General features: G+C 33.2%; 19 protein-coding genes and 1 other annotated feature (1 of these 20 cut by a window edge). Of the genes, 13 read left to right on the top strand and 6 right to left on the bottom strand.

The window, feature by feature from the left end:
• Positions 1-117: a binding site (T-box leader), on the top strand (it extends 112 nt beyond the left edge of the window).
• 143 nt (positions 118-260) lie between these two features.
• Complete coding sequence (gene clpP, locus H1220_03340; protein QMI86396.1) at positions 261-854, bottom strand: ATP-dependent Clp endopeptidase proteolytic subunit ClpP; 594 nt, start codon at positions 852-854, stop codon at positions 261-263.
• Positions 855-959: 105 nt separating this feature from the next.
• Between clpP and H1220_03345 the strand changes: the two genes are divergently transcribed.
• Positions 960-1,814, top strand: a complete 855-nt coding sequence (locus H1220_03345) for a methionine ABC transporter substrate-binding protein (GenBank protein QMI86397.1) — start codon at positions 960-962, stop codon at positions 1,812-1,814.
• Positions 1,815-1,921: 107 nt separating this feature from the next.
• Positions 1,922-2,536 carry an NUDIX hydrolase gene (locus H1220_03350; protein ID QMI86398.1) on the top strand — a complete coding sequence of 205 codons (615 nt, stop codon included), beginning with the start codon at positions 1,922-1,924 and terminating at the stop codon, positions 2,534-2,536.
• Between the two features lie 69 nt (positions 2,537-2,605).
• Here H1220_03350 and H1220_03355 read toward each other — a convergent pair whose 3' ends face one another.
• Together H1220_03355 and H1220_03360 are read right to left on the bottom strand one after the other, a co-directional pair.
• Positions 2,606-4,228 carry an ATP-binding cassette domain-containing protein gene (locus H1220_03355; protein QMI86399.1) on the bottom strand — a complete coding sequence of 541 codons (1,623 nt, stop codon included), beginning with the start codon at positions 4,226-4,228 and terminating at the stop codon, positions 2,606-2,608.
• 59 nt (positions 4,229-4,287) lie between these two features.
• Positions 4,288-4,764: a nucleoside 2-deoxyribosyltransferase gene (locus H1220_03360; GenBank protein QMI86400.1), complete on the bottom strand. Its 477-nt coding sequence runs from the start codon at positions 4,762-4,764 to the stop codon at positions 4,288-4,290.
• A 322-nt stretch (positions 4,765-5,086) separates the two neighbouring features.
• Here H1220_03360 and H1220_03365 point away from each other — a divergent pair, with 322 nt between their 5' ends.
• The 7 genes from H1220_03365 to H1220_03395 all read left to right on the top strand — a co-directional run bounded on the left by H1220_03365 (position 5,087) and on the right by H1220_03395 (position 16,339).
• Positions 5,087-6,175 carry a hypothetical protein gene (locus H1220_03365; GenBank protein QMI86401.1) on the top strand — a complete coding sequence of 363 codons (1,089 nt, stop codon included), beginning with the start codon at positions 5,087-5,089 and terminating at the stop codon, positions 6,173-6,175.
• Positions 6,176-6,247: 72 nt separating this feature from the next.
• Entirely contained in the window at positions 6,248-7,216 is a 969-nt protein-coding gene (locus H1220_03370; GenBank protein ID QMI86402.1) for a hypothetical protein, read from the top strand.
• 86 nt (positions 7,217-7,302) lie between these two features.
• Complete coding sequence (locus H1220_03375; protein ID QMI86403.1) at positions 7,303-8,229, top strand: manganese-dependent inorganic pyrophosphatase; 927 nt, start codon at positions 7,303-7,305, stop codon at positions 8,227-8,229.
• 117 nt (positions 8,230-8,346) lie between these two features.
• Positions 8,347-9,063 carry a tRNA (adenine(22)-N(1))-methyltransferase TrmK gene (locus H1220_03380; protein ID QMI86404.1) on the top strand — a complete coding sequence of 239 codons (717 nt, stop codon included), beginning with the start codon at positions 8,347-8,349 and terminating at the stop codon, positions 9,061-9,063.
• Positions 9,047-9,850, top strand: a complete 804-nt coding sequence (locus tag H1220_03385) for a Nif3-like dinuclear metal center hexameric protein (GenBank protein QMI86405.1) — start codon at positions 9,047-9,049, stop codon at positions 9,848-9,850. Before H1220_03380 ends, H1220_03385 begins: the two co-directional genes overlap by 17 nt.
• A gap of 15 nt (positions 9,851-9,865) precedes the next feature.
• Positions 9,866-11,098 (top strand): peptidase T, encoded by a 1,233-nt coding sequence (gene pepT / locus H1220_03390; GenBank protein QMI86406.1) that lies wholly within the window; start codon positions 9,866-9,868, stop codon positions 11,096-11,098.
• A 222-nt stretch (positions 11,099-11,320) separates the two neighbouring features.
• The gene (locus H1220_03395; protein ID QMI86407.1) at positions 11,321-16,339 is read left to right on the top strand and encodes a S8 family serine peptidase; all 5,019 of its coding nucleotides are present in this window, start codon (positions 11,321-11,323) and stop codon (positions 16,337-16,339) included.
• A gap of 212 nt (positions 16,340-16,551) precedes the next feature.
• On the opposite strand, the gene H1220_03400 is transcribed toward H1220_03395, so the two are convergent.
• The gene (locus H1220_03400) at positions 16,552-16,734 is read right to left on the bottom strand and encodes a DUF1829 domain-containing protein (GenBank protein ID QMI86408.1); all 183 of its coding nucleotides are present in this window, start codon (positions 16,732-16,734) and stop codon (positions 16,552-16,554) included.
• A 264-nt stretch (positions 16,735-16,998) separates the two neighbouring features.
• Entirely contained in the window at positions 16,999-17,640 is a 642-nt protein-coding gene (locus H1220_03405) for a CBS domain-containing protein (GenBank protein QMI86409.1), read from the bottom strand.
• Positions 17,641-17,779: 139 nt separating this feature from the next.
• Between H1220_03405 and H1220_03410 the strand changes: the two genes are divergently transcribed.
• From H1220_03410 to H1220_03420, 3 genes are read left to right on the top strand one after another with little or no spacing between them, the layout of a single operon-like run.
• Complete coding sequence (locus H1220_03410) at positions 17,780-18,220, top strand: MarR family transcriptional regulator (GenBank protein ID QMI86410.1); 441 nt, start codon at positions 17,780-17,782, stop codon at positions 18,218-18,220.
• Between the two features lie 29 nt (positions 18,221-18,249).
• Entirely contained in the window at positions 18,250-20,016 is a 1,767-nt protein-coding gene (locus tag H1220_03415; protein ID QMI86411.1) for an ABC transporter ATP-binding protein, read from the top strand.
• Positions 20,006-21,757, top strand: coding sequence for an ABC transporter ATP-binding protein (locus H1220_03420; GenBank protein QMI86412.1), 1,752 nt, complete (start codon positions 20,006-20,008; stop codon positions 21,755-21,757). Before H1220_03415 ends, H1220_03420 begins: the two co-directional genes overlap by 11 nt.
• Positions 21,758-21,886: 129 nt before the next feature.
• On the opposite strand, the gene H1220_03425 is transcribed toward H1220_03420, so the two are convergent.
• Positions 21,887-22,873: an aspartate-semialdehyde dehydrogenase gene (locus H1220_03425; protein QMI86413.1), complete on the bottom strand. Its 987-nt coding sequence runs from the start codon at positions 22,871-22,873 to the stop codon at positions 21,887-21,889.
• A gap of 121 nt (positions 22,874-22,994) precedes the next feature.
• On the opposite strand from H1220_03425, the gene H1220_03430 reads away from it, so the two are divergent.
• A complete protein-coding gene (locus tag H1220_03430; protein QMI86414.1) occupies positions 22,995-23,987 on the top strand; it encodes a beta-lactamase family protein in 993 nt (330 codons plus the stop codon).
• Positions 23,988-24,569 lie beyond the last annotated feature (582 nt).

The raw sequence follows: 24,569 nt of genomic DNA on the forward strand, positions 1-24,569 counted from the left end.
TAATAGGTATATCCGTCATGTGTACGATATAACACAACAGTATGATTGTACTGGTAAAGGTGTGTGTTGTAAAGCATACATGAACGTAGAGTGGTAACGCGATAATCCGCCTCTAGTATTTTAAAATACTAGAGGCTTTTTGTTTATCTGACATGAAATAAGTGTATGTAAGAGGTGATGATAGTCTGATACATTAGAAGAGATTGAAACATGGGAAAAAGACTTGTTATAAAAAAGAGGCCAAAGCTGACCTCTTGTATTTATTTCATATCTTTTGAGCTAACCATAATGTCGTCAATTAAACCGTACTCTTTTGCTTCTTGTGCGGTTAACCAATTATCACGATCAGTGTCTTTTGCGATTTTTGTTATTTTTTGACCTGTATTTTTTGCTAAAATTTTATTTAAACGTTCACGTGTAAATAAAATATGTTTTGCAGCAATTTCGATTTCTGTTGCTTGACCTTGAGCACCACCTAATGGCTGGTGAATCATAATTTCTGCATTTGGTAATGCATAACGTTTACCTTTTGCACCAGATGAAGATAAAAAACTTCCCATAGAAGCTGCTAAACCAATGACAATGGTTTGCACATCTGCTTTAATAAAGTTCATTGTATCATAAATGGCTAAACCGGCTGATACGCTTCCTCCTGGTGAGTTGATATATAAATAAATATCTTTTTCAGGGTCTTGTGCTTCTAAAAATAGTAATTGTGCAATAACAGAGTTTGCTACATCATCATCAATAGGGCCACTCAACATAATAATACGGTCTTTCAAAAGTCTTGAATAAATATCGTAAGCACGCTCGCCACGTGATGATTGTTCAATAACAGTAGGCACTAAATTCATTTCTTTCCTCCAAAGATTGTTTTTACTTAGTATAAAAGTATCTTGCGGGTTAGTAAAGTAAAATGTCTTTTATAAATTATTAGAATAGAAAAAGGAGAATATATTATGATAAAACAAATTAAAAAAAGTTTCACAGTTGCTTTAGCAGCATGTTTATTAGGAGCTTGTGGACAAGCTCCACAAATACAAAGTAATCAAGAATCAACAACAAAAGAACCGACAAAAGTAAAAATTGCAGTTGTCGGTAGTCCATCACACGATATTTGGAATTTTGTCGCTGAAAAAGCTAAAAAAGAAAATATTGATTTAGAAGTTATTGAAATGAATGATTATGTTCAACCAAATGTGGCACTATCAGAAGGGTCTATTGATTTGAATGCATATCAACATCGTGCATATTTAAAACAATGGAATACAGAGCATAAAGACGATTTAAAAGAAATAGGTTTAACCATTATTACACCACTATATTTCTTCTCTAATAAAGTAAAATCATTAAGTGATTTACCTGAGGGTGCTAAAGTTGCTATTCCAAAAGAAGTAGCTATTCAAGGTCGTGCGTTAGTTGCCTTACAAACAGCAGGTGTTATTAAATTAAAAGATGGTGGTAGTACAAAATCTTCTTTAACAGATATTGAAAGTAATCCAAAAAATATTGAGTTTTTAGAAGTTGAATCTGCCCAAGCAGTGCGTACATTAGATGATGTACACGCAGCAACAATTGGAGGTTCTTTTGCAACAGATGCAGGTCTATCTATTAAAGACAATATTTTCACAGATGCAGATTATTTAGATACAATTCCAGCAGACCGTTACAATATTATTGCAGCAAAAGAAAAAAATGCAGATAATCCTGTTTATAAAAAAATTGTGGAATTATTCCAATCTGATGATGTTGTTGAGAAAATGAATGAAGTAGCACCAGGTCAATATTATCCCGTTTGGAAAACAAATAAATAGTTTTAAAGTATAAAAAATATGTGAAACACCACTTGAGTGTCTTGAATACTCAAGTGGTGCTTATTTTTAAAATGTGCTATGCTTAGTGTAAGAAAGGTGGATTATTTATGGCAGAAAAATTATTTTCATTAGCACTTGAATTACAAAGTTTAGCACAAGCAGGCTTATTTTATGGAAAAGATATTTTTGATTTAGAAAGATATGAGCGTATTAAAGATATTTCTCTAGAAATTTTATCAAATAAAACGTCTTATTCTTTAGAAAGAGTAAGTGATTTATTTTTAACAGAAAAAGGTTATCAAACACCTAAAGTAGATGTGCGTTCAGCTGTTTTTCAAGAGGATACTATTTTATTAGTTCAAGAGAAAACAGGTCTGTGGTCTTTACCGGGCGGGTGGTGCGATATTTTATTAACGCCTACTGAAAATGCCATAAAAGAAGTAAAAGAAGAGGCAGGATTGGATGTGAAGATAGATAAGTTGGTTGCCGTTTTAGACATGGCAAAACATCATCAAAAGAAGAATATTTTTAGTGTTTATAAATTCTTTTTTACGTGTGAGGTATTAGGAGGGGAGTTTATAAGTAACAGTGAAACATTAGCTAGTCGCTATTTTAAGTTAACAGAATTACCAGAACTGGCTGAGTCAAAGACGACAGTTAAAGAAATTGAGATGTGTTTTGATGCTTATCAAAATAGTGATTGGAAAGTAGTTGTTGATTGATTATCACATATTGATTTAAAGAGTATAATATAAAGGACCTCGAAGCATTTACTTCGAGGTCCTTTTGTTTTATTCGTATAGTGCATTGACACGTGCTTGTACAGCCTCATCACTTAAATATTCTTCATAAGTGGTAGATAATCTATCGACAACACCATTTGGAGAAACTTCAATAATACGATTTGCAATTGTATTGATAAATTCGTAGTCATGTGATGTAAATAGAAGAGAACCTTTAAAGGCAATCATACCGTCATTTAAAGCAGTAATAGATTCTAAGTCTAAGTGATTTGTTGGGTCATCTAAAATCAATACATTTGATTTTGATAGCATCATTTTTGATAACATACAACGTACTTTTTCTCCCCCGGATAAGACGTTTACTTCCTTCATTACGTCCTCACCAGAGAAGAGCATGCGACCTAAGAAACTACGTAGGAATGTATTATCGCTTTCTTCTTGTGGAGCGTATTGACGTAGCCACTCTAAAATAGATAAGTTTGAGCTAAATTCTTCCGTTGTATCTTTTGGTAAGTAAGCGCGGCTTGTTGTGACACCCCATTTGAATGTACCACTATCTGCTTCCATTTCACCCGTTAAAATTTTAAATAATGTTGTTGTCGTAATATCTTTTCTACTTAAAAAGGCAACTTTATCGTCTTTTGATAAGGTGAATGAAATATTATCCAATACTTTTTCGCCATCAATCGTTTTTGATAAGTTTTCAACAATCAATAAGTCATTTCCGATTTCACGATCAATCGTAAAGCCAACAAAAGGATACTTACGAGAAGACGGTTGAATATCGTCCAGTGTAATTTTTTCCAACATTTTTTTACGAGAAGTTGCTTGCTTGGATTTAGAGGCATTTGCACTAAAGCGTGCAATAAAGTCTTGTAATTCTTTAATTTTTTCTTCTTTTTTCGCATTCGCATCAGCAGCTAATTTTGCGGCTAATTGACTTGATTTTAACCAGAAATCATAGTTTCCGACATATAGTTGGATTTTGCCGAAATCAACGTCAGCCATATGTGTGCATACGACATTTAAAAAGTGACGGTCATGAGAAACGACAATAACAGTATTGGGAAAGTCTAATAAAAAGTCGGACAACCAGTCAATAGATGCTTTATCCAAACCATTGGTTGGCTCGTCTAGTAATAAGACATCAGGTTGACCAAATAATGCTTGTGCCAATAAGACTTTTACTTTCTGAGGTTCAATTAACTCAGCCATTTTTTTATTGTGTAAATCTTCTGTAATACCTAATCCTTGTAGGAGAATAGACGCATCACTTTCAGCTTCCCATCCATTTAATTCAGCAAATTCGCCTTCTAATTCACCAGCACGAACACCGTCTTCTTCTGAAAAATCTTCCTTTGCATATAAGGCATCTTTTTCTTTCATAATATCATATAGACGTTTATTTCCCATAATGACGGTTTCTAAAACATCGTATTCTTCAAAGCCGTAGTGATTTTGGCTTAAAACTGATAGTCGCTCATGTGGGTCTAAAAAGACATCACCTGTTGTTGCTTGAATTTCTCCTGATAAAATTTTTAAGAATGTTGATTTTCCTGCACCATTCGCACCAATAACCCCATAACAGTTACCAGGTGTAAAAGTGATATTTACGTTATCAAATAATTTGCGATCTGAAAATAGTAAACTAACGTTTGATACTGTAAGCAAATTTTTTACCTCATTTCATTATAAATTCTTGCCTATTTTATCATATATAGACTCAAAAGTTAAATATAGTCCTTTAAAGTATTCAATAATTTTTCTGTTGTATCAACGACTTTTCCATTTAATTTCACAAGACCTACTGTATATAGATTGATGTATGAAAATTGCGATTCAGCAATATCTTGTAATGCATCTAATTTTTGTTGATTTATTGCCCCTTGCTGACGGCTATCTGTGTATAAGGCAATAATTGGAATGCCTGCTTGATAAGCAACACCGATTTCACTTGCCACACCAACATCAATGCTTGCACCGTCTAAAACAGCAACCATAATATTGCTGCTTAATAATTGTTCTGTATCAACTTTAGCAATTAGCTTAGAATCGGCGTACGCACTTTTATCGTTAATGTCTGCTTGTTCTTGTGGTAAATAAATATCTAGTGTTGGAAATTGTTGGCGAATTAAACTTACCACATAGCGATTGTATTGTTGTTCCATTTCTGAAAATAAAGGACTAGCAAAATAAATTTTTGTCATATTTGTTTCCTCCAGTGTTATCATTTATAGATATTTTAAAGTCATCAAAAAGTCTATTTCCATCTCTCATTGATGATGTATTACGTATAGCATAATGTAAAAAGTCTTTATTATCAACTAATTAGAGTAGATAATAACTGGATTTTTGTTAATCAATATAGAAGAACAAAAAACAGCTCTTTATATTACGATTTTGTTACAAAAATAACAGAAAGATATAAAAATAATACATTTTAAAGACAGAATGAGTTTAAATGTAATTTTTTAGTAACATAAATGTATTCTTGCTTTGATAGAATGAGATTAAGTAAAGGAGTGACCTATGTTAAAAAGAAAATCAAGACGATTTTTCTTGTTCATTGGATTTTCTTTTTTTGTAAGCAGTCTTTATATAGCTTATGCTCAAGAAGATGCTTCAAAAGAGCAGATTGAAAAGCAATCAAAAGATATAGAAATACAAATTGAATCGCTTGTGACTTCACTACAAGAAAAGCAAAATAAAGTTTCTCAGTTAACTGAAGACATTGAAACAAGTAAAAAACTATATCGAGAAACGGAAAGAAAAATTATTGATCAGGAAAAAATCGTTGAATCAAGAAGGTTACAAGCGAAAGATAGACTAAGAGAAATACAAATTCGAGATGAAGTCAATGATATTTTGTATATTTTGTTATCTTCTGAGAGTATTACTGATTTTTTTGAACGGTATCATTTAATGGCACAGTTACAAGATGCGGCGAATAGTCGTTTGACGTCTGCACAACAATCTTTTAAAGACTTACAACGTTTAAAAGCGGAGCATAAAGATCAAATTATTCAATTAAATGCTCAAAAGAAAGAGTTGGAAGAAGAAACGGTACGCTTAAGCGAACAAAAAGAAGTTCTGTCAGAAAAAATTGCTAGTAATAGCGATTATTTAGATAAATTGGCAGAAGAAAAATATCGTAAACAACTTGAATTAACTGAAATGTTTGAAAAAATGATGCAAGAACAAAAACAAGTGACTGTTGCACAAGTGACAACACAATCTGTACAGGAGAATAAAGAAAAACCAGCAGAAACAACGACACAAACGCAACAAACAACACAAGTATCGACAGCAGAAAATACCTTTGTCGGTCGAACGTTGACAGTACATGCAACGGCTTATTCTTATAATGAACCAGGATTAACACATCATACGAAAATGGGAATTGATTTACGTATCAATCCTAAAGTAATTGCTGTTGATCCAAGTGTTATTCCATTAGGATCTTATGTTTATATTCCAAACTTTGGTGTTTATTTAGCAGCCGACGTTGGAAGTGCAATTAAAGGAAATAAAATCGATATTCATATGGTCAGTGTTGAGGATGCTATAAAATTTGGCAGACAAAATATAACTGTGACTATTTTAAAAGATAAACCTTAAGAAACTGATGATTGAAAACCACATTTGTCAAAAATGTGGTTTTTTTGCATATATAATTAGTAGGAGGGGAAAATGCTTATTGCGAAAAATCATCGACATCACTATTGCCAAGCAAAACTGGCAACTAAAGAAGAGGACTATTATTGTCCAAGTTGTTTACAAGAAGTAGTATTAAAAATTGGTAAAGTAAAAACACCCTATTTTGCACATAAAAAAGTATGCTCACAAAACTTGTTTAGTGAAGGGGAAACGATAGAGCATGTACAAGGTAAGCAGTATTTATACGATTTGTTGTCTAAGCATAGTTGTTGTCCAGTACTAGAGCCGTATATCAAAACCTTAAAACAAAGACCAGATATTTTATTTTTTTATAAGCATCAACAATATGTGATTGAATTTCAATGTAGTTTTATCTCAAGTGAAAAAATACGTCAACGAACAGAAGGATATGTTAAAGAGGGATATCATGTTATTTGGATTGTAGGGAGAAAATTGTTTTTATCTCATAATCTTTTTTTCGCTCAAACCACACCTGTATTAAGTTTATTTCATTTAAATACTCAAACAAAAAAATTATATCAAAAAACAGTAGGCTATACACATGCTATTACTCTTGTTGATTTATTAAGTAATCAGTCAAAACGGTATCAATTAAATGTTCGACAAACACCAAATCAGTATAGTAAAAGATGTCTGTCAAAAGCATGTTTACGTTATTTATATGAGAGGCGTATTGCTGTATGCTATTTACCGTCGGTATTATTCATACAAAAAAAGCATTATTTAGGATTGGCTACTTCTTTTATCGAGGTTCTTATTTATGTTTTTTGTAAAATTCAAAAAGATAAAAAAGTAACATTTTATATTCTTTTTCAATATTTAGTGTGGCTTGTTAAGCATGATATTATTCGTTTAAAAGAAATGCCTTTAATTGATAAACATACATTTATTTATCAGTTTATGTATGATGCATTATTTGTATTGGAAAAAATAAATTGTATTACTTGTATGCAAGATAGTGTCTTTATCAAAAAACAGTGAAAAATTTTCTTTGTTTAAATTTAATAATTGCCATTATGATGAAAATCTACTATGATAGAGTTATCATATATTTTGGAGGTCATTTTATGACAAAATTACTTGTTTTTGGGCACCAAAATCCAGATACAGATACAATTTCATCTGCGATTGCCTATGCATATTTATTAACACAAAAAAATCATGAAGCAGAACCAGTTGCTTTAGGAAACCCAAATGAAGAAACACAATTTGCTTTAGAATATTTTGGTGTGAAAGCGCCACGTGTGGTAGAAACAGTATCTAATGAAGTGGATACGGTTGCCTTGGTTGACCACAATGAAGCACAACAAAGTGTCAAAGACTTAAAAGATGTAACAGTATTTTCTGTTGTGGATCATCATCGTATTGCCAATTTTGAAACAGCAAATCCATTGTATTACCGTGCTGAACCAGTAGGCTGTACAGCTACTATTTTGTATAAATTATTTAAAGAAGATGGTATTGAGATTCCATCTCACATTGCTGGATTGATGTTGTCGGCAATTATTTCAGATACATTATTATTTAAATCACCAACATGCACACAAGAAGATATTGATGTTGCACATGAATTAGCGGCATTATCAAAAGTAGATGTTAATGTATATGGTTTAAATTTATTAAAAGCAGGAACAAATTTATCAAGCAAAACCATTGAAGAATTATTAAACTTAGATGCAAAATCATTCCCTATGGGAAGTACAACAGTACGTATTGCACAAGTGAACACAGTTGATGAAAATGAATTATTAGTGAAACAAGATGTATTAGAAGCAGCAATGGATAAAGAAAATAAAGAAAATGACTATGATTTATTTGTTTTAGTAATCACAAATATTTTAACAAGTAATTCAGTTGTTGTTGTTTCAGGAGAACCACAGGAAGCTGTTGAAAAAGCGTTCAATGTAACATTAGCAAACCATACTGCTGTATTAGAAGGTGTCGTATCACGTAAAAAACAAGTTGTCCCAGCTTTAACAGAAGTTTTAGGATAATAGGTTTGATGTTTTATTGATACTCGTTATCGATAGAGATAATATCGTGTGTTGGGGAGTGAGCAAAAAATGCTCACTCCCCATATTATAAAAATGGTATAACAAAGGAGAACGGGTTTGAACGTTGAAAAATTATCAAAGAGATTAGAGTTAGTTGCCAACGCTGTGCCAAAAGATGCAAGAGTAGCAGATATAGGTTCCGATCATGCTTATTTACCTTGTTATTTAGCGTTAAATGAGCAGATTACGTATGCTGTGGCTGGAGAAGTTGTTGACGGACCTTTTCAATCAGCGTGTCTACATGTGAAAGAACAAGGTTTAGAAGAGAAAGTATTTGTTCGTTTAGCAGACGGTTTAGATGCTATTGAAGAACTCGACAAGATTGATACAGTAACTATTTGTGGTATGGGTGGCGATTTGATTTCTAAAATTTTAGAACGTGGTTATATAAAAGGGCAATTAAAAACAGTAAATACTCTTATTTTACAGCCAAATATAGGGGAACAGCATGTCAGAAAATGGTTAATGGCACATCAATACAAAATTATTGAAGAATATATTATAGAAGAAAACAAAAAAATTTATGAAGTTATTGTGGCGACGGTATCAAAAGATGATATAGAGTACTCGTTAGAGCAATTACAATTTGGGGTATTTTTACCAGATCGTAAAGAAACAGCTTTTGTACAAAAGTGGATGTTAGAATTGGATAAATATGAATCAGTTATAAAACAATTAAAGCAAGCAAAAACAGATGAGTCAGAGAAAATTTTATTGTTTAGAGAAAAGCAACGTGTCATTAAGGAGATGTTAGGTAATGCCCACAGTAAGTGAAGTGATAGAGGTTATTGAAACATTAGCACCACGTTATTTAGCTGAGAGTTGGGATAATGTGGGGCTACAAATCGGAAGAAGAGATGTAAAGGTAAAAGGGATTTTATTTACTTTAGATGTCACAATTGAAGTTGTGGAGGAAGCCATAGGTAAAGGTGCCAATTTAATAATTGCACATCATCCGATTATTTTTAAAGGTGTCAAATCTATTTGTTCGGATAACGATAAAGGGATGCTCTATTTAAAATTGATAGAGCAGGGTATCAATGTTTATGTTGCACATACCAATTTAGATAATGCCAATGGAGGCATGAATGATTGGTTAGCACAGTCATTAGGATTGCAGAATATTTGTGTGATGGATGTCATTGGCACATTGGAAAATGGACAAGAGTATGGTACTGGTCGTGTCGGAATGTTCGAAAATCCAATGACATTGGAAGAATTAGGCAATCTTGTAAATGATGTGTATATCACACATGGTGTACGTTTTGTCGGTGACAAAAAAACACGTATTCAAAAAGTTGCATTATGTGGAGGCTCAGCCATGGATTATTATGAAAGTGCCCTTAAACATAAAGCAGATGTATATATTACAGGTGATATTAAATATCATCAAGCCCAAGATTTATTAGCAGAGGGACTTGTAGCGATTGATGCTGGGCATTATATTGAAAGTATTTGTAAAGATAAATTATTTGCTATCTATAAAGAATGGGTTAAAATGAATGAGTATGATATACCATTATATATTTCACAAGTGAATACAGACCCATTTGTATTTTAGAAAGAAGGAAAAAAGATGACAGAAAAATTAGTTGAACGTTTTGTAACATATATTAAGTTTGATACGCAATCAGATGCATATAGTCAAACAGTTCCGTCTACACAAAATCAAGTAGAGTTTTCAAAAACAGTGTTAATGCCAGAACTAGAAGCATTAGGCTTGTCAGATGTTAAATATCATGAAAGTAATGGATTTGTGACGGCTTTATTACCAAGCAATACAACTAAAAAAGTGTCAACAATCGGCTTTTTAGCCCATGTTGATACAGCAGACTTTAATGGAAAAAATATCAATCCACAATTTCATCCAAACTATCATGGAGAAGATATTGTATTAAATGCAGAAGAAAATATTGTTTTGCGTGTATCAGAGTTTCCAAACTTGGCAAACTATAAAGGACAAACATTGATTACAACAGACGGTACAACATTATTAGGTGCTGATGATAAAGCAGGTATTGCTGAAATTGTCACAGCGGTTGATTATTTATTACAACATCCTGAAATTGAGCATGGAGATATTAAAATTGCATTTGGTCCAGATGAAGAAATTGGTCGTGGTGCTGATTTGTTTGATGTAGCTGACTTTGCAGCCGATTTTGCCTATACAATGGACGGTAGTCGTGTTGGTGAATTGGAATGGGAAAGTTTTAACGCTGCACAAGCAACAGTAAAATTTAAAGGAAAAAATGTGCATCCTGGTACAGCAAAAGGTGTTATGATTAACGCAATGACATTGGCAACAGAATTTGATAGACGTTTGCCGAATAAAGAAGTACCTGAATTAACAGAAAAACGTGAAGGATTTCATCATTTAATGGGTATGTCTGGTACTATTGAAGATGCCACATTACTTTATATCATTCGTGACCACGATAGAGAAAAATTTGAAGCAAAAAAACAATTATTTGATACATTGGCAAAAGAAATGAATGCCGAATTAGGATTAGATAATGTATCTGTTTTACTAGAAGACCAATATTATAATATGGGTGAAATTTTACAAAAAGATATGACACCAGTTCATTTAGCTCAAAAGGCAATGGAAAACTTAGATATTCCAGTTATCATGAATGCTATTCGTGGTGGAACAGACGGTTCAAAATTGTCCTTTATGGGATTACCAACACCAAATATTTTTGCCGGTGGAGAAAACTTCCACGGTCGCTACGAATTTGTTGCGGTGGAATCTATGCAAAAAGCGGTCGATGTCATTGTTGAAATCGTACGCTTAAGTGTTGATTTATAATATAGTAAATTTAATAGTATTCACAAAAGCTCGGCATCAACGTTTTTTATACGTTGATGTCGAGCATTTTCTTATTGAAGTAATTTTATCGTTGAATAGGAAAGAGTATTGTTGATTATGAAAATTTAATGTGTTGAAATGAAATCAAATTTTAATGTTTATTTTATTTTCTTAATCTTTTTGACATATTATAAATATTAAATAAAAATTGGGAGGGATATGATGATTTTCAAAAAAATGAGTCGTGTATGTTTGATAGTGATTCTTTTTTTGTCTTGTTTTGGGAAAATAATTTATGGACAAGAAACACAACCAGTTTTACAACAAGATGAAAAATTTATTACTGCTTTAAGAAACATTAAAGAAAAAAATAGACTGAGCATAAAAGGAGGCGATAAACGTGTACGTGTCATCATTCAAACAGATACTGTTGCTGAAATAGATGGTGGTACAAAAGAACGGTACGAGACGATTAAGTCAGATATTAAGAAAATAACAAATAATGACATTGTGTTTCAAAATGATTTTTCTTATTTAGTATCAGGGTTTAGTTTAGATGTTTCTGAAAAATATGTAGCATCTTTATCATCAATCAAAGGTGTCAAAAAAGTGTCAATCGCTAGAACTTATTATCAAATGATGTCGAATGCTGTAGGATTGACACATGCTCAACAAATATGGCAAGACAGACATTATAAAGGTGAAGGCATGGTTGTGTCTATTATCGATTCTGGGATTGATATTACGCATAAAGATATGCGTTTAAGCGATCCTAATCGTGCAAAAATCCAAACGGTAAAATCTGGTTTTACGATAAAAGTACCGTATGGTTATAACTATGCTGATGGCAATGATATTGTCATTGATAATGATGCGGTTGGAAAATCGATGCACGGCATGCACGTTGCAGGGATTGTTGCAGCCAATGCCACAGATGAAGATATGGCATCTGGAAATGGTGTACGAGGTGTAGCTCCAGAAGCACAGCTTTTAGCGATGAAAGTTTTCTCAAATAATAGTGATGTAGGTACTGCTTATGAAGATGCGATTGTATCTGCTATTGAAGATTCTGTTAAGCATGGTGCAGATATTATCAATATGAGTTTAGGAACAGATAATGGATTTGCTTCAGAAGATGATCCAGAGCATATTGCAATAAAAAAAGCAAGAGAATCAGGTGTACTTGTGGTAGTTTCTGCTGGGAATGCAGCATTGAGTACTACGGAAGACGATCATAGTCGAATACCGTTAAATACTTTAGGTTTAACAGATAATGCAGCCGTAGGTTCTCCGTCAACAGCAGAGCATGCATTGAGTGTTGCTTCCTCTAATAATGCGACTGAAACAGGCTATTATGGTATGTTAAATGATACGGAATTTGTGTATACAGTGGCAACAAATGCTAAAGCATGGGATAAAGCAAGAGAGTATGCTATTGTTGATGTTGGATTAGGAAGTGCTGATGATTATACAGATAAAGATGTAACAGGTAAAGTTGCTTTTATCACAAGAGGAGATATTACTTTTAGTGAAAAATTTAGTGAAGCTATCAACCATGGTGCTATTGGTATTATTATGGCGAATAATGTTGAGGGTGAATTTGGTATGGCGGGAGTAGATAATTATGCTATTCCGTCTGTCATTGTTGATAAAGCAACTGGAGAATTGTTAAAACAAAAAATCAATGACACAACATCGAAAGTTAAAATTGATTTCCATAAAAATGATTATACAGGATCTAATGAAGTATCTAGTTTTACGTCTTATGGGCCAAGTCCTGAATTAACTTTTAAGCCAGAAGTTATGGCACCAGGAGGGCATATTTATTCAACTTTAAATCATAATACATACGGTAATATGTCTGGTACATCAATGGCAGCGCCACATATATCAGGATTACTAGCGTTGATGTTAGGTGCTTTAAAACAAGAAGGTATTACTGTTGATGATGTGCAACGTTTTTCAACATTATCACTTATAAACACAGCAACACCATTAATTGATACAGCAGGAAATACGGGATTACCAGTAAGTCCAAGACGACAAGGAGCTGGATTAGCTGACGTTGATAATGCTCTTAAAAATAAAGTGTTAATAACAGAGGAAACAGGAAAAGCTACAAAATCGTTAAAAGAAATTAGTGGTGTTGTATCATTTACGTTGACATTAACCAACTATAGCAATCAAGATAGAACATATACACTGGATGCTAGTCCTGTTTTGACAGAAACAACAGCAGAGGATACAAAACAACTTAGAGCGATACCACTGACACAAGCAAGTGTGTCAACGGATAAACAAATAGTGACGGTACCTGCTAATAATGCGACAACAGTCCAAGTGACATTAGATGTGTCACAAGTATCTGGTAATCAGTTTGCACAAGGATATGTGTATTTTAAATCAGATCAACAAGGTGTAGATTTAGTTTTCCCATATATGGGATTTGTTGGTGATTGGGGTGCAGAACCGATTTTAGATAAGCCAAAATCAGAAACGGGTAGCGTATATGACACATTAGGACTTGTTAGTGGGGGTTCTTATTTAGGCTCTGCATTTGATGTCATGACATTCTCAGAAAAAATAAATTGGGATAAAGTTGGCTTTTCACCAAATGATGACGATAATTATGATAGTATAAATTTAATATTGGGTTTACTTCGTTCGGCAAAAACATTGGATGTGGATGTTGTGGATCGACAAAGTGAAAAAGCCGAGAGTTTAATACATCTGACTACGGCAAAAGATGTAAAAAAACCATTGTATAAGGATAAAAGTTTGGTTGCTTTTACGAATGGATACTGGGACGGCAAAGTTTTCAATGAGAAAACTGGTAAGTATGAAGCCTTAAAAGACGGGCAATATTATATGCGTATTGCGGCAAGTGTTGGATCTAATCTTACAAAACAGCAATATACATATTTACCATTTAAAATTGATACAACAAAACCGACATTAGAAATTCTTTCAAAAGAATATGAAGGAGACGATTTTGTTATTAAATTTAAAGCGGTAGATAATGACGGTGGTATAGGACTTGCCGAGGACGGTGTGGGTGCGTATGTTGATAATGAAGAGAAAACAACACTGTATGACGACGATGATGGAGAAGAAGATGGTGTTTATACATATCGTGTGCCACGTACGTCTTTACAAGATGGAAAACCTCATACGATTACAGTCGGAGCGATTGATGAAGTATTTAATGTAAAAACAGAAGTGATTGTTTTAGATGAAACATCTGTTGTTTTTTACAATGCAACGAATGAAGTAATTGGTGCGAAACATAAATTTTTATCAGAAGATAAAGCGACCTATAGCTTGAAAGGGCATGTTGGTAAACAAGTTGCCGAGTTATTTATCAATGGGCATAAAGCAGTCATTGATGAGGATACCTTTACAGTTGATTTGCCTTTACATGAGGGAGAAAATATGGTGACTTTTGTTGGTAAAAATGCAAAAGGTGAAGTTATTGTTTCATCAAATGAGGATACACAGTTTACGTTAACAAAGGATACTGAACCACCAACTTTAGCGATTACGTCCCATGATGTGAATGTGTTACAGACATTAACATCGAATAAAATAACAATTACAGGAAAAGTTACCGATAATACAAACAATCCAATTTCTGTAAGAGCAGGATTTACGAATTTTACAGTAAATCCAGACGGAACATTTACAGGAGAGGCGACGGTCGACTGGACGAGAGTTTTAAAAATTGTGGCTAGAGATAGTGCAGGAAATGAGACATCTCTTTCTTTAAATACTGTTTTTGAAGATGAGGATAATGCTCCTTTCAATGTTTATATGACATCTGGTGTCAGTGCATTTAACTATATCAATGCTGATAGTAAACTTGTGGAGCCAAATGATTTACTCGTTTTAGAGGGACATGTAAATAAAAAAATTAGTCACTTAGTGATTGGTGGACAAGTTGTTCCGGTTGATAAAGGATTGAGATTTAGTCATCGCTATCCATTAAAAGAAATCAACAATCATATTTCGATTCAAGCGATTGGATTGGATGGTCAAACGATTTATGAAGGTAGTTATGCCGTTTATTACGATAAAACAATGCCAAATATCACATTAAACGGTCCGGGAACGATTGATAACGAGACAATTTATACAAATAAAAATCCTTATCCCTTAAAGGCGACAGCTAGTGATAATGGACATGGTTACCGTTTGTTTATCAATGGGAATGAGGTATTAAATTATGATCACATAGCAAGTAACGGTGTACTCGATAATGAGCAGTCTAAAGAATATGCTGTTGATTCAACAAATGGCAATACACTATTTATTGAAATGGCAGATAATTTCGGCAATCATTTCACAAAACGCTATCAGTTTGTATATGATAATATTAAACCAGAAGTCAGTGTAACAGGATTAGATGAAAACCAAGAAGTACAAGTATCTGGTACTCTACAAGCAAATGCAAATGAAGAGGCAATCATTGAAATGAGTATTGATGGGCAAGCATATCACGGTGAATCTTTAAATACTCCGGGAGAGTATACATTGACGGTGAGAGCCACAGATAGAGCAGGGAATGTAACAGAAAAAACATATCCATTTAAAGTGATTGTTCATTACAGTTTTAACGATAGTTATACCGTTTATAAACCATTTAATAAAGACATTGATTTAACTAGTGTGATTAACGTAACGGATAGTCTAGGAAATTCAAAATTATTAAGTCATATCCGTGTCTTATCAACGCAACCGCTAAAAGCTGGTGAAAATCTATTAGAAATTGAAGCTACTCTACCAAATGGAAAAATAGTGAAAACAACGGTGAAAGTAGACGTGGAAGTCGACTATCACGCAATCGTTAAAGAGAATGCTGCAGTATATGATACGTCAGCTATTAATTATCATGACTTAATTCCTGTTGTAGATAGTTTCGGAGAAGAATCAGCAGCACAGTATCGTGTACTGTCTATTAAACAAGAAAAAGACAAACGAGTGATAGAAGTTGAGGTAATATACGCAAACGGAAAAGTAGAAATTAAAACAGTTACCGTAACAATTCTTAAACAGCATACTGGTGGTGTTGAATTTGCTCCAATTATTGAAAATGTAAAAGAGAATAGAAATCAAACACAAATAGATGATAAAGCAAAACAACAACGTGTTTTACCAAAAACAGGACAAGCTGATATAAATGTCGGAATGATAATCATTATTTTTGTGCTATTACCTATTGTATGGAAAGTAAGAAAAGATTAGACATAGAAAAGAAGCTATTCACATAACAGTTTGACAAGAAATCAAAAAGACTTAGCATCAAGGGTTTTTATCAGTTGATGCTAAGTCTTTTAATGTTGGAGATACTTTTATTAAATTAGATAAGATATATCATCATAGGATAAAATGTATCGTTGATGATGTTGATAGATATAGAAAAACACGTTATCAACATGACGATGAAAATAGTTTTTCTAATGTTGTTTATTATTAAAATCAAGAACTTCAATATTGTACTGTTTTAGAGATAAAATATGTTGTTCAGAGTCTTCTTTATAGCCATCATTACTTAAAATAATAAATAAATTTTCTTGTCCTTGATAATTTAATTGACGCTTTTCGATTGTATCTAGCCAACTCACAAGAATATTAGTCACTTGTTGAGAGTTGCGTTTATTATGGATTTTAACAAACTATGATATTTACATAGTCATATATTTATTGGAATAAAAAGTTAGACAAGAGTAGTCTATATAGGTAAGAGTAAATGAGTATTTGTGAGTACATGTTGATTTTACTTCTTAATAAATAATTTGAACAGTCCTCCTACGCTTATGATTTCGTTGTGAGAGATATGGTACTCAATTATTAAAAGTGGTGAATTGACAGTTTAAAATGTCAATTCACCACTTTGATTTTAATTAAATACCATGTGTTAAGTCTTCGACTTCAAGTACATCAAATGATTTTGCTGTGAGTTTGTTTGTTAATTTTTGAAGTTGTTGCTTTGTAAAATTTGGTGGGAACATTACCATAATACGTTTTCTAAGTGTAAATTCTTCACGGTCGAGTGTAATTAGTCCGGTAATAGTTGTAAATTTATAAATGATTTTTAAAATTTTATCTAGTCCAGTTACATTATCTGGTACGCTAATTGTTAAAGCGTAGCTAGATTCCGTCATTTTCCAAGATTGTGACAATAGTTCGTACATATCTGTATGTCGAATAATACCTAAGAAATGATGTTTATCATTTAAGACGCTAATATAGGGTAAATCACCCAATGTGAAAAAAAGTTTAAAAAAAGCATCTGTATTTTTAACGAATTTTGTAGCGTTTTTCAAGAGTGTTGTAACAGGTTCGTCAAGGGAACCCCCTTGGACAAGATGTCTATAAATATGGTACTTATAAATGTTGCCACGATATAAGGTACTCGATGGATCAAGAATAGGTATACACCGTTGATTATGATCTTCCATAATATCTAAGGCAATGGCAATGGTATCTTTTGTAGTCACTGTATGTACAGCTTCTTTTGGTATCATAATAGATTGAATAATCATAAATATCTCCTTAAATGTCGTATCTTCATCATAACAGATTTTTTCTATTGAAACCACAAAAAATAATTGACTTCTTTCACAAACACGTGTATTATTTGTTCTCATGAGAACTAAAAAACATTAGTTAGGAGGAGGTATTATGAAAGAGAAGATTGATTTAAAAAAATTAGGGCAACAAATAGATGTTTTTTGTCAGTCTGTTGCGAAAAAACACAATATTGAACATTTAGGTGGCCCGCAAGGACATGTTGTTTTCTTTTTAAAAGAAAGAAAAGATGAAAAAACCAATATCAAAGATATTCAAGAACTTTTACATATACAAAAATCAGTTGCGAGCAATTTGATTAAGCGTATGGAAAAAAATGGTTTTATTCGTGTGGAGCAAGATGAAACAGATAAACGCTATAAATATATTGTGTTAACAGACATTGGCGAGGAAAAAGCAGATTATGTGAAACAATTCTTTGATGAATTTCACAGTACCTTACTCCAAGGAATTTCTAAAGAAAATATTCATATCGTTTTAGAAACATTAAAGCAAATTGAATATAATTTAGAATGTGCCAAAGATAAATTTTAAACATGATGTTCTAATATGAGGAGGTTACAATGATTAAACTATTTAAACGTTTAACAAAAAAAGAAATACTTATGATATTACTAAGTACCTGTTTAGTGGCTTTTCAAGTATTTCTTGAATTAAAAATACCAGAATATATGTCTGATATTACAAAATTACTACAAACAAAAGGGACAACAACTGCCGATATTTTCAATCCCGGTAGTAAAATGATAGGTTTATCGCTTGTTAGTTTACTTGCATCTGTTACTGTAGGATTTTTAGCTGCTAGAGTTGCCGCTAGTTTTACCGCATCATTAAGACGTGATATTTTTAATCGTGTTATGGACTATTCACAAGCCGAAATTCAGCAGTTTTCTATTCCAAGTCTATTAACACGTACGACGAATGATGTGACACAAATGCAAATCATCATTGCATTAGGATTACAAGTGACGACAAAGGGACCTATCATGGCCATTTGGGCAGTTACAAAAATTATTGGTAAAAGTACAGAGTGGATGCTTGCTACAGTTGTAGCTGTCTTTGTATTAATTTTAATGTTGCTAGCGTTGATTACACTGGCATTTCCAAAACAATCGCTTATCCAACAGTTAACCGATAAATTAAATGGATTGACACGTGAAAAATTGATGGGACTAAGAGTTGTACGAGCGTACAATGCACAAACATACGAAAATAAAAAATTTGAAAAAGCAAATGATAATGTGACACGTACAAATATTTTTGTTAGCTCTATTATGTCATTGATGCAGCCCGTGATGACATTGATTTCTAGTGGATTGACATTAGCGGTTTATTTTATTGGTGCACGTTTAATCAATGACGCAGCTATGCCAGATAAAGTAACTATTTTTAGTGACATGGTTGTATTTTCTTCATACGCTATGCAAGTTGTTATTGGGTTTATGTTAATGACAATCGTATTTATGATTTTACCGCGTGTCTTAGTTTCTGCTAAACGTATCAATGCTGTGTTAGAGTTATCCTCTAGTATTCAGTATCCTACACACTCTAAAGAAACAAATGGACAAGTAGGAGATATTGTATTTCGTGATGTTAGTTTTAAATATTCTCCAGAGGCTGAACCGGTTATTGAGCATATTTCGTTTTCAGCTAAAGCGGGAGAAACCGTAGCGTTTATTGGTTCTACGGGTAGTGGAAAAAGTACACTAGTCAATTTAATTCCTCGCTTTTACGATGTGACAAGTGGTGCTATTGAAATTGACGGTGTGGATATTCGTGAGTATTCTCGTAATGATTTGTATCAAAAAGTAGGATACATTCCACAAAAAGCTGTTTTATTTAGTGGTACAATTAACCAAAATTTAGATTTTGGGTCTAGTCAAGAAACGCCATTAAGTCAAGAAGCAATGTGGGAAGCTTTAGAATTAACACAATCAAAACATTTTGTAGAAGAGAAAGAAAATGCTTTGTTTGCCTCTGTTTCGCAGGGAGGAACGAATTTTTCTGGTGGGCAACGTCAGCGTTTAGCAATTGCCAGAGCATTGGCTAGAAAGCCTGAAATTTTAATTTTTGATGATTCATTTTCTGCTTTAGATTACAAAACAGATCGTATGTTAAGAGAAACATTGGCAAAACAAACAGCTTCAATGACCAAATTGATTGTCGCACAACGTATTTCAACCATTATGGATGCCGACCAAATTATTGTATTGGATAAAGGACAAGTCGTTGGAAAAGGAACGCATGAAGAATTATTGCAATCAAACGAAGTGTATCAAGAAATTGCTTACTCACAATTATCGAAGGAGGAATTAGCACATGGAAAATAAAGAAAAAGAACGTTTATTTGTACAAATGGCACCTTATGTTAAAGGTTTTAAAATTCCTTTTATTGTGGCAGTAATTGGTGCAGTCATTGCGAGTACGATTACTGTTATTGGACCAGATAGAGTAAGTGAGATTACGAATGAAATTGCTAAAGGGATTGTCACAGGGATTGATATGGATAAAGTTAGTTCTATTGCCATGTCATTAGGTATTTTATATGTGATTAGTGCGGTATTGTCTTATATGCAAGGGGTTATTGTGGCGACGATGACACAAAAATTAACCAATCGTTTAAGACGTGCTATTAGTGTAAAATTGGATAAAGTACCACTAAAATATTTTGATAGCCATGTACAAGGAGATACTTTATCTCGTGTGACAAATGATGTGGATACTTTGGGACAATCACTAAGTCAAAGTTTAGGTGGATTATTATCATCTGTTGTCTTACTATTTGGTAGTATTTTTATGATGATGAAAACAAATGTATTGATGGCGTTGACTGCTATTTTTACTGTTGTATTAGGACTTGTCGGTGTTATCTTTTTAATGAGTAAATCAAGAGGGCTCTTTTATCAACAACAAAAGAACTTAGCTGCCGTCAGTGGTTATGCTGAAGAAATGTACTCTGGGCACCATGTCGTGACAAGTTATAATGGATTATCCCAAACAAAAGAAACATTCGAGTCATTGAATGATGCTTTATATCAATCTATTTGGAAGTCACAATTTCTATCTGGAATTATGATGCCATTGATGATTTTCTTAGGAAATTTTGGATATGTTATGGTTTGTGTGGTTGGTGCAATTTTAACATTAAATGGTGACATCACCTTTGGTGTAGTAGTCGCATTTATGTTGTACGTTCGTATTTTTTCACAGCCTTTATCACAAATTGCACAATCTTTAAATGTTCTACAATCTGGGCGAGCAGCCATGTCACGTGTCTTTGAATTTTTATCAGAACCAGAAATGGCGGATGAAACAGATAAAATCAATCAATTAGACAATGTGAAAGGGCATGTTGTGTTTGAACACGTATCATTTGGATACGATAAAGAAAAAACGATAATCCATGACTTTTCAGCTATTGCTACAGTGGGGCAAAAAGTCGCAATTGTTGGGCCAACAGGTGCCGGAAAAACAACTATTGTCAATTTATTAATGAAGTTTTATGAAATTGACAGTGGTTCTATTCAGATTGACGGTGTCGATATAAAAGATATGACAAGAGAAGCTGTTCATGACTTATTTAGTATGGTTTTACAAGATACGTGGTTGTTTGAAGGAACCATTAAAGAAAATTTAATCTACAATCAAGAAAACATTACAGATGAACAAGTGAAACAAGCCTGTCAAGCAGTTGGTGTACATCATTTTATTAAAACATTGCCGAAAGGTTATGATACATATTTAGATGATTCCATTTCTTTGTCAGTCGGTCAAAAACAATTATTAACGATTGCTAGAGCATTACTAAAAAATGCTCCATTGTTAATCCTAGACGAAGCAACAAGTTCTGTAGATACACGTACCGAGGAACTTATCCAAAAAGCAATGGATAAACTAATGGAAGGACGTACATCCTTTGTTATTGCTCATCGATTATCAACCATTAAAAATGCAGATTTAATTTTAGTTATGAAAGATGGCAATATTATTGAACAAGGCAATCATGATGTTCTAATGGCTCAAGGTGGGTTCTATGCTGACCTATACAATAGCCAGTTTGAAAATGAGTAAGAAAGTATGGAAAGGGGAGTGAACGTTTCATCGTTCACTCCCCTATTTGCATTCTTTAAAATTCAATAAATGGTATTAAAACAGCTTGGTATCAATAATGATACTAAGCTGTTTCTTGATATATTTTATTTAGGCTTTTTTGCTTTCTAATAATTCTGCGATTTGTACAGCATTACTTGCGGCACCTTTTCGGATATTATCTGCTACACACCAAATGTGGAAACTGTTTGGTTGAGAAATATCACGGCGAATACGTCCAACAAGTACGTCATCTTTTCCAGTAGCTTGTAGAGGTGTTGGGTATTCATTTTGTGTGGTGTTATCTATTACGATAACGCCAGGTGCTGTTTCTAAGATACGACGAATATCCTCTGGAGTTGTGTCTTTTTCAAATGTCACATTGATGTCAACAGAATGTGAGTTTAATACAGGAACACGTACGCATGTTGCCGTGATGGCTACATCGTCTGATAATCCTAGAATTTTTTTCGTTTCATTCATCATTTTAATTTCTTCTTTTGTATAGCCGTTTTCTGTGAATACATCAATATGAGGTAGTACATTATTATAAATAGGATGTGGATAGTTTGTTGGTGCAATGCCTTTTTCTCCATTTACTAAATCATTAATACCAGCTTGTCCAGAACCAGATACAGCTTGATAAGTTGTGTAAGCAACACGTTTTATACCAAAAGCGTCGTGTAATGGTTTTAATGGGACAACAGATTGAATTGTTGAGCAGTTTGGGTTTGCAATGATTTTGCGGTTTAATGTTGGGGTATTGCATTCAGGAACAACTAAATCAATGCTTGGATCCATGCGCCATGCACTTGAGTTATCAATGACAATAACACCGTCTGCTTCAGCAATAGGAGCATATTTTAGAGAAGTTCCTCCACCTGCTGAAAATAAGGCATAGTCAATATCTTTTTTAAAAGATTGTTCTGTTAATTCTTCGACCACAATATCTTTCCCACGGAATTGTAATGTTTTTCCAGCAGATCGTTTTGATGCCATTAAATATAAATGATCCACTTGTAAGTTGCTTTGTGCAAGACGTTCAATCATTTTTGTTCCCACAACGCCAGTTGCACCTACAATTGCAAAATTTGCCATATATTCTCTCCTTAAATTTTCATTTACTTTAGCATTATAACATTAAAAAAAAGCCTGTCAAATAGGTATACAAGTTGTTTAAGACGAATGTTTATGATAAGGTAAGTAAGTGAGGTCATTTATGTATTCAAGAACAATCAAATTATTAGAAAATTATAGAAAAAATGATATTTTTCCTGGATATAGTGTCGCTTTTTTGGATAAAGAAAAGGTACAAACGTTTGTCCAGGGATATACACATGATAAAGAGCCCCTAAAAGACAGTTTGATGTATGATTTAGCCTCTTTAACGAAAGTGTTTGTCACTAGTTTTTTATTACTTCAATTATTAGAAAAAAATCAAATAGATATTGATGATAAAGTATCCATGTATTTACCGAATATGGTTGAAAAAGAATTGACCATTCGTCATTTAGTGACGCATACATCAGGATTAACAGGTTATATTAAAAATCGACATTTATTAACAGGTGATTCACTTGTTGAAGCGCTATGTCGGTATCAAAAAAGTGATACATTTGGAAAAGTATTTTATACGGATACCAATTTTGTCTTAGCTGGAAAACTGGTGGAGGCTGTCTATAAAAAGCCCATTGCTGATGTGTTTGATGAGCAATGTATTCAAAAACTAGCATTAAAAAATATAGGATACGGTCCTTTTGAAGCGTGCCGATGTGTGCCAACTGAAGTATTGTCTGAGCGAGGGATTGTGCATGATCCCAAAGCGCGCCAGTTGAAAAGACAATGTGGTAGTGCTGGATTATTTGCAAGTTTAGAAACGGTAATTGCTTTAGTAAGGTTATATTTGAATAAAGGAGCATACAATGGTGTTGGAGTATTATCAGAGCATTCAGTAGAGCATTTAGCAAAAGATTGGACAGAAACAAAATGTCATACCCGCTCTTTAGGGTGGCAGTTACAAGTGTATCAGGGAAAAACATGGATAAAACATACGGGTTTCACAGGAACATTAGTCATGTTTGAATTGGAAACACAAAAAGCTATGATTTTTTTATCCAATCGGATTTTAACATTGCAAGATACACCCCTATATAATGAGTTAAGAGATTTACTGATAGAGTGTTATTTAGAGGAAGTAGGAAATCATGAATAAAATAGAAAAAAATCAAGTTTACACGGTAATATGTCAAGATTTGACACATGAAGGAATGGGAGTATGCAAAATAGATGGATACCCAATCTTCGTTGATAATTTATTGCCAGAAGAAGAAGCGATTATTAAAGTTATTAAAGTAAACAAAGCCTATGGTATTGGTAAATTAGTCGAATTGAAAAAAGAGGCGATATACCGTGTACCTATTTTAGACAAAAAAGGAACATGGACGGGAACAATGCCCTTACAACATATGGCTTATGAACACCAATTATTATTTAAACAAAAACAAGTGAAAAATGTTATGTACAAAATTGCTAAGATGTCAGATATAGATGTTCGTCAAACGATTGGTGCAATACATACGACAAAATATCGCAACAAAGCACAAATTCCAGTTAGAAACATCAATGGTGTATTAACAACAGGTTTTTTCAGAAAAAATAGTCATGAATTTGTACCCATGGAAGATTTTGTTATTCAAGACCAACGCATTGACGATATTATTTTAATTGTACGTAACTGTTTGAGAGAGCACAGCATCAGAGCTTATGATGAACAAGCACACAAAGGTATTGTACG

Source organism: Carnobacteriaceae bacterium zg-84 (assembly GCA_013874835.1).
Taxonomy (GTDB): domain Bacteria; phylum Bacillota; class Bacilli; order Lactobacillales; family Aerococcaceae; genus WM01.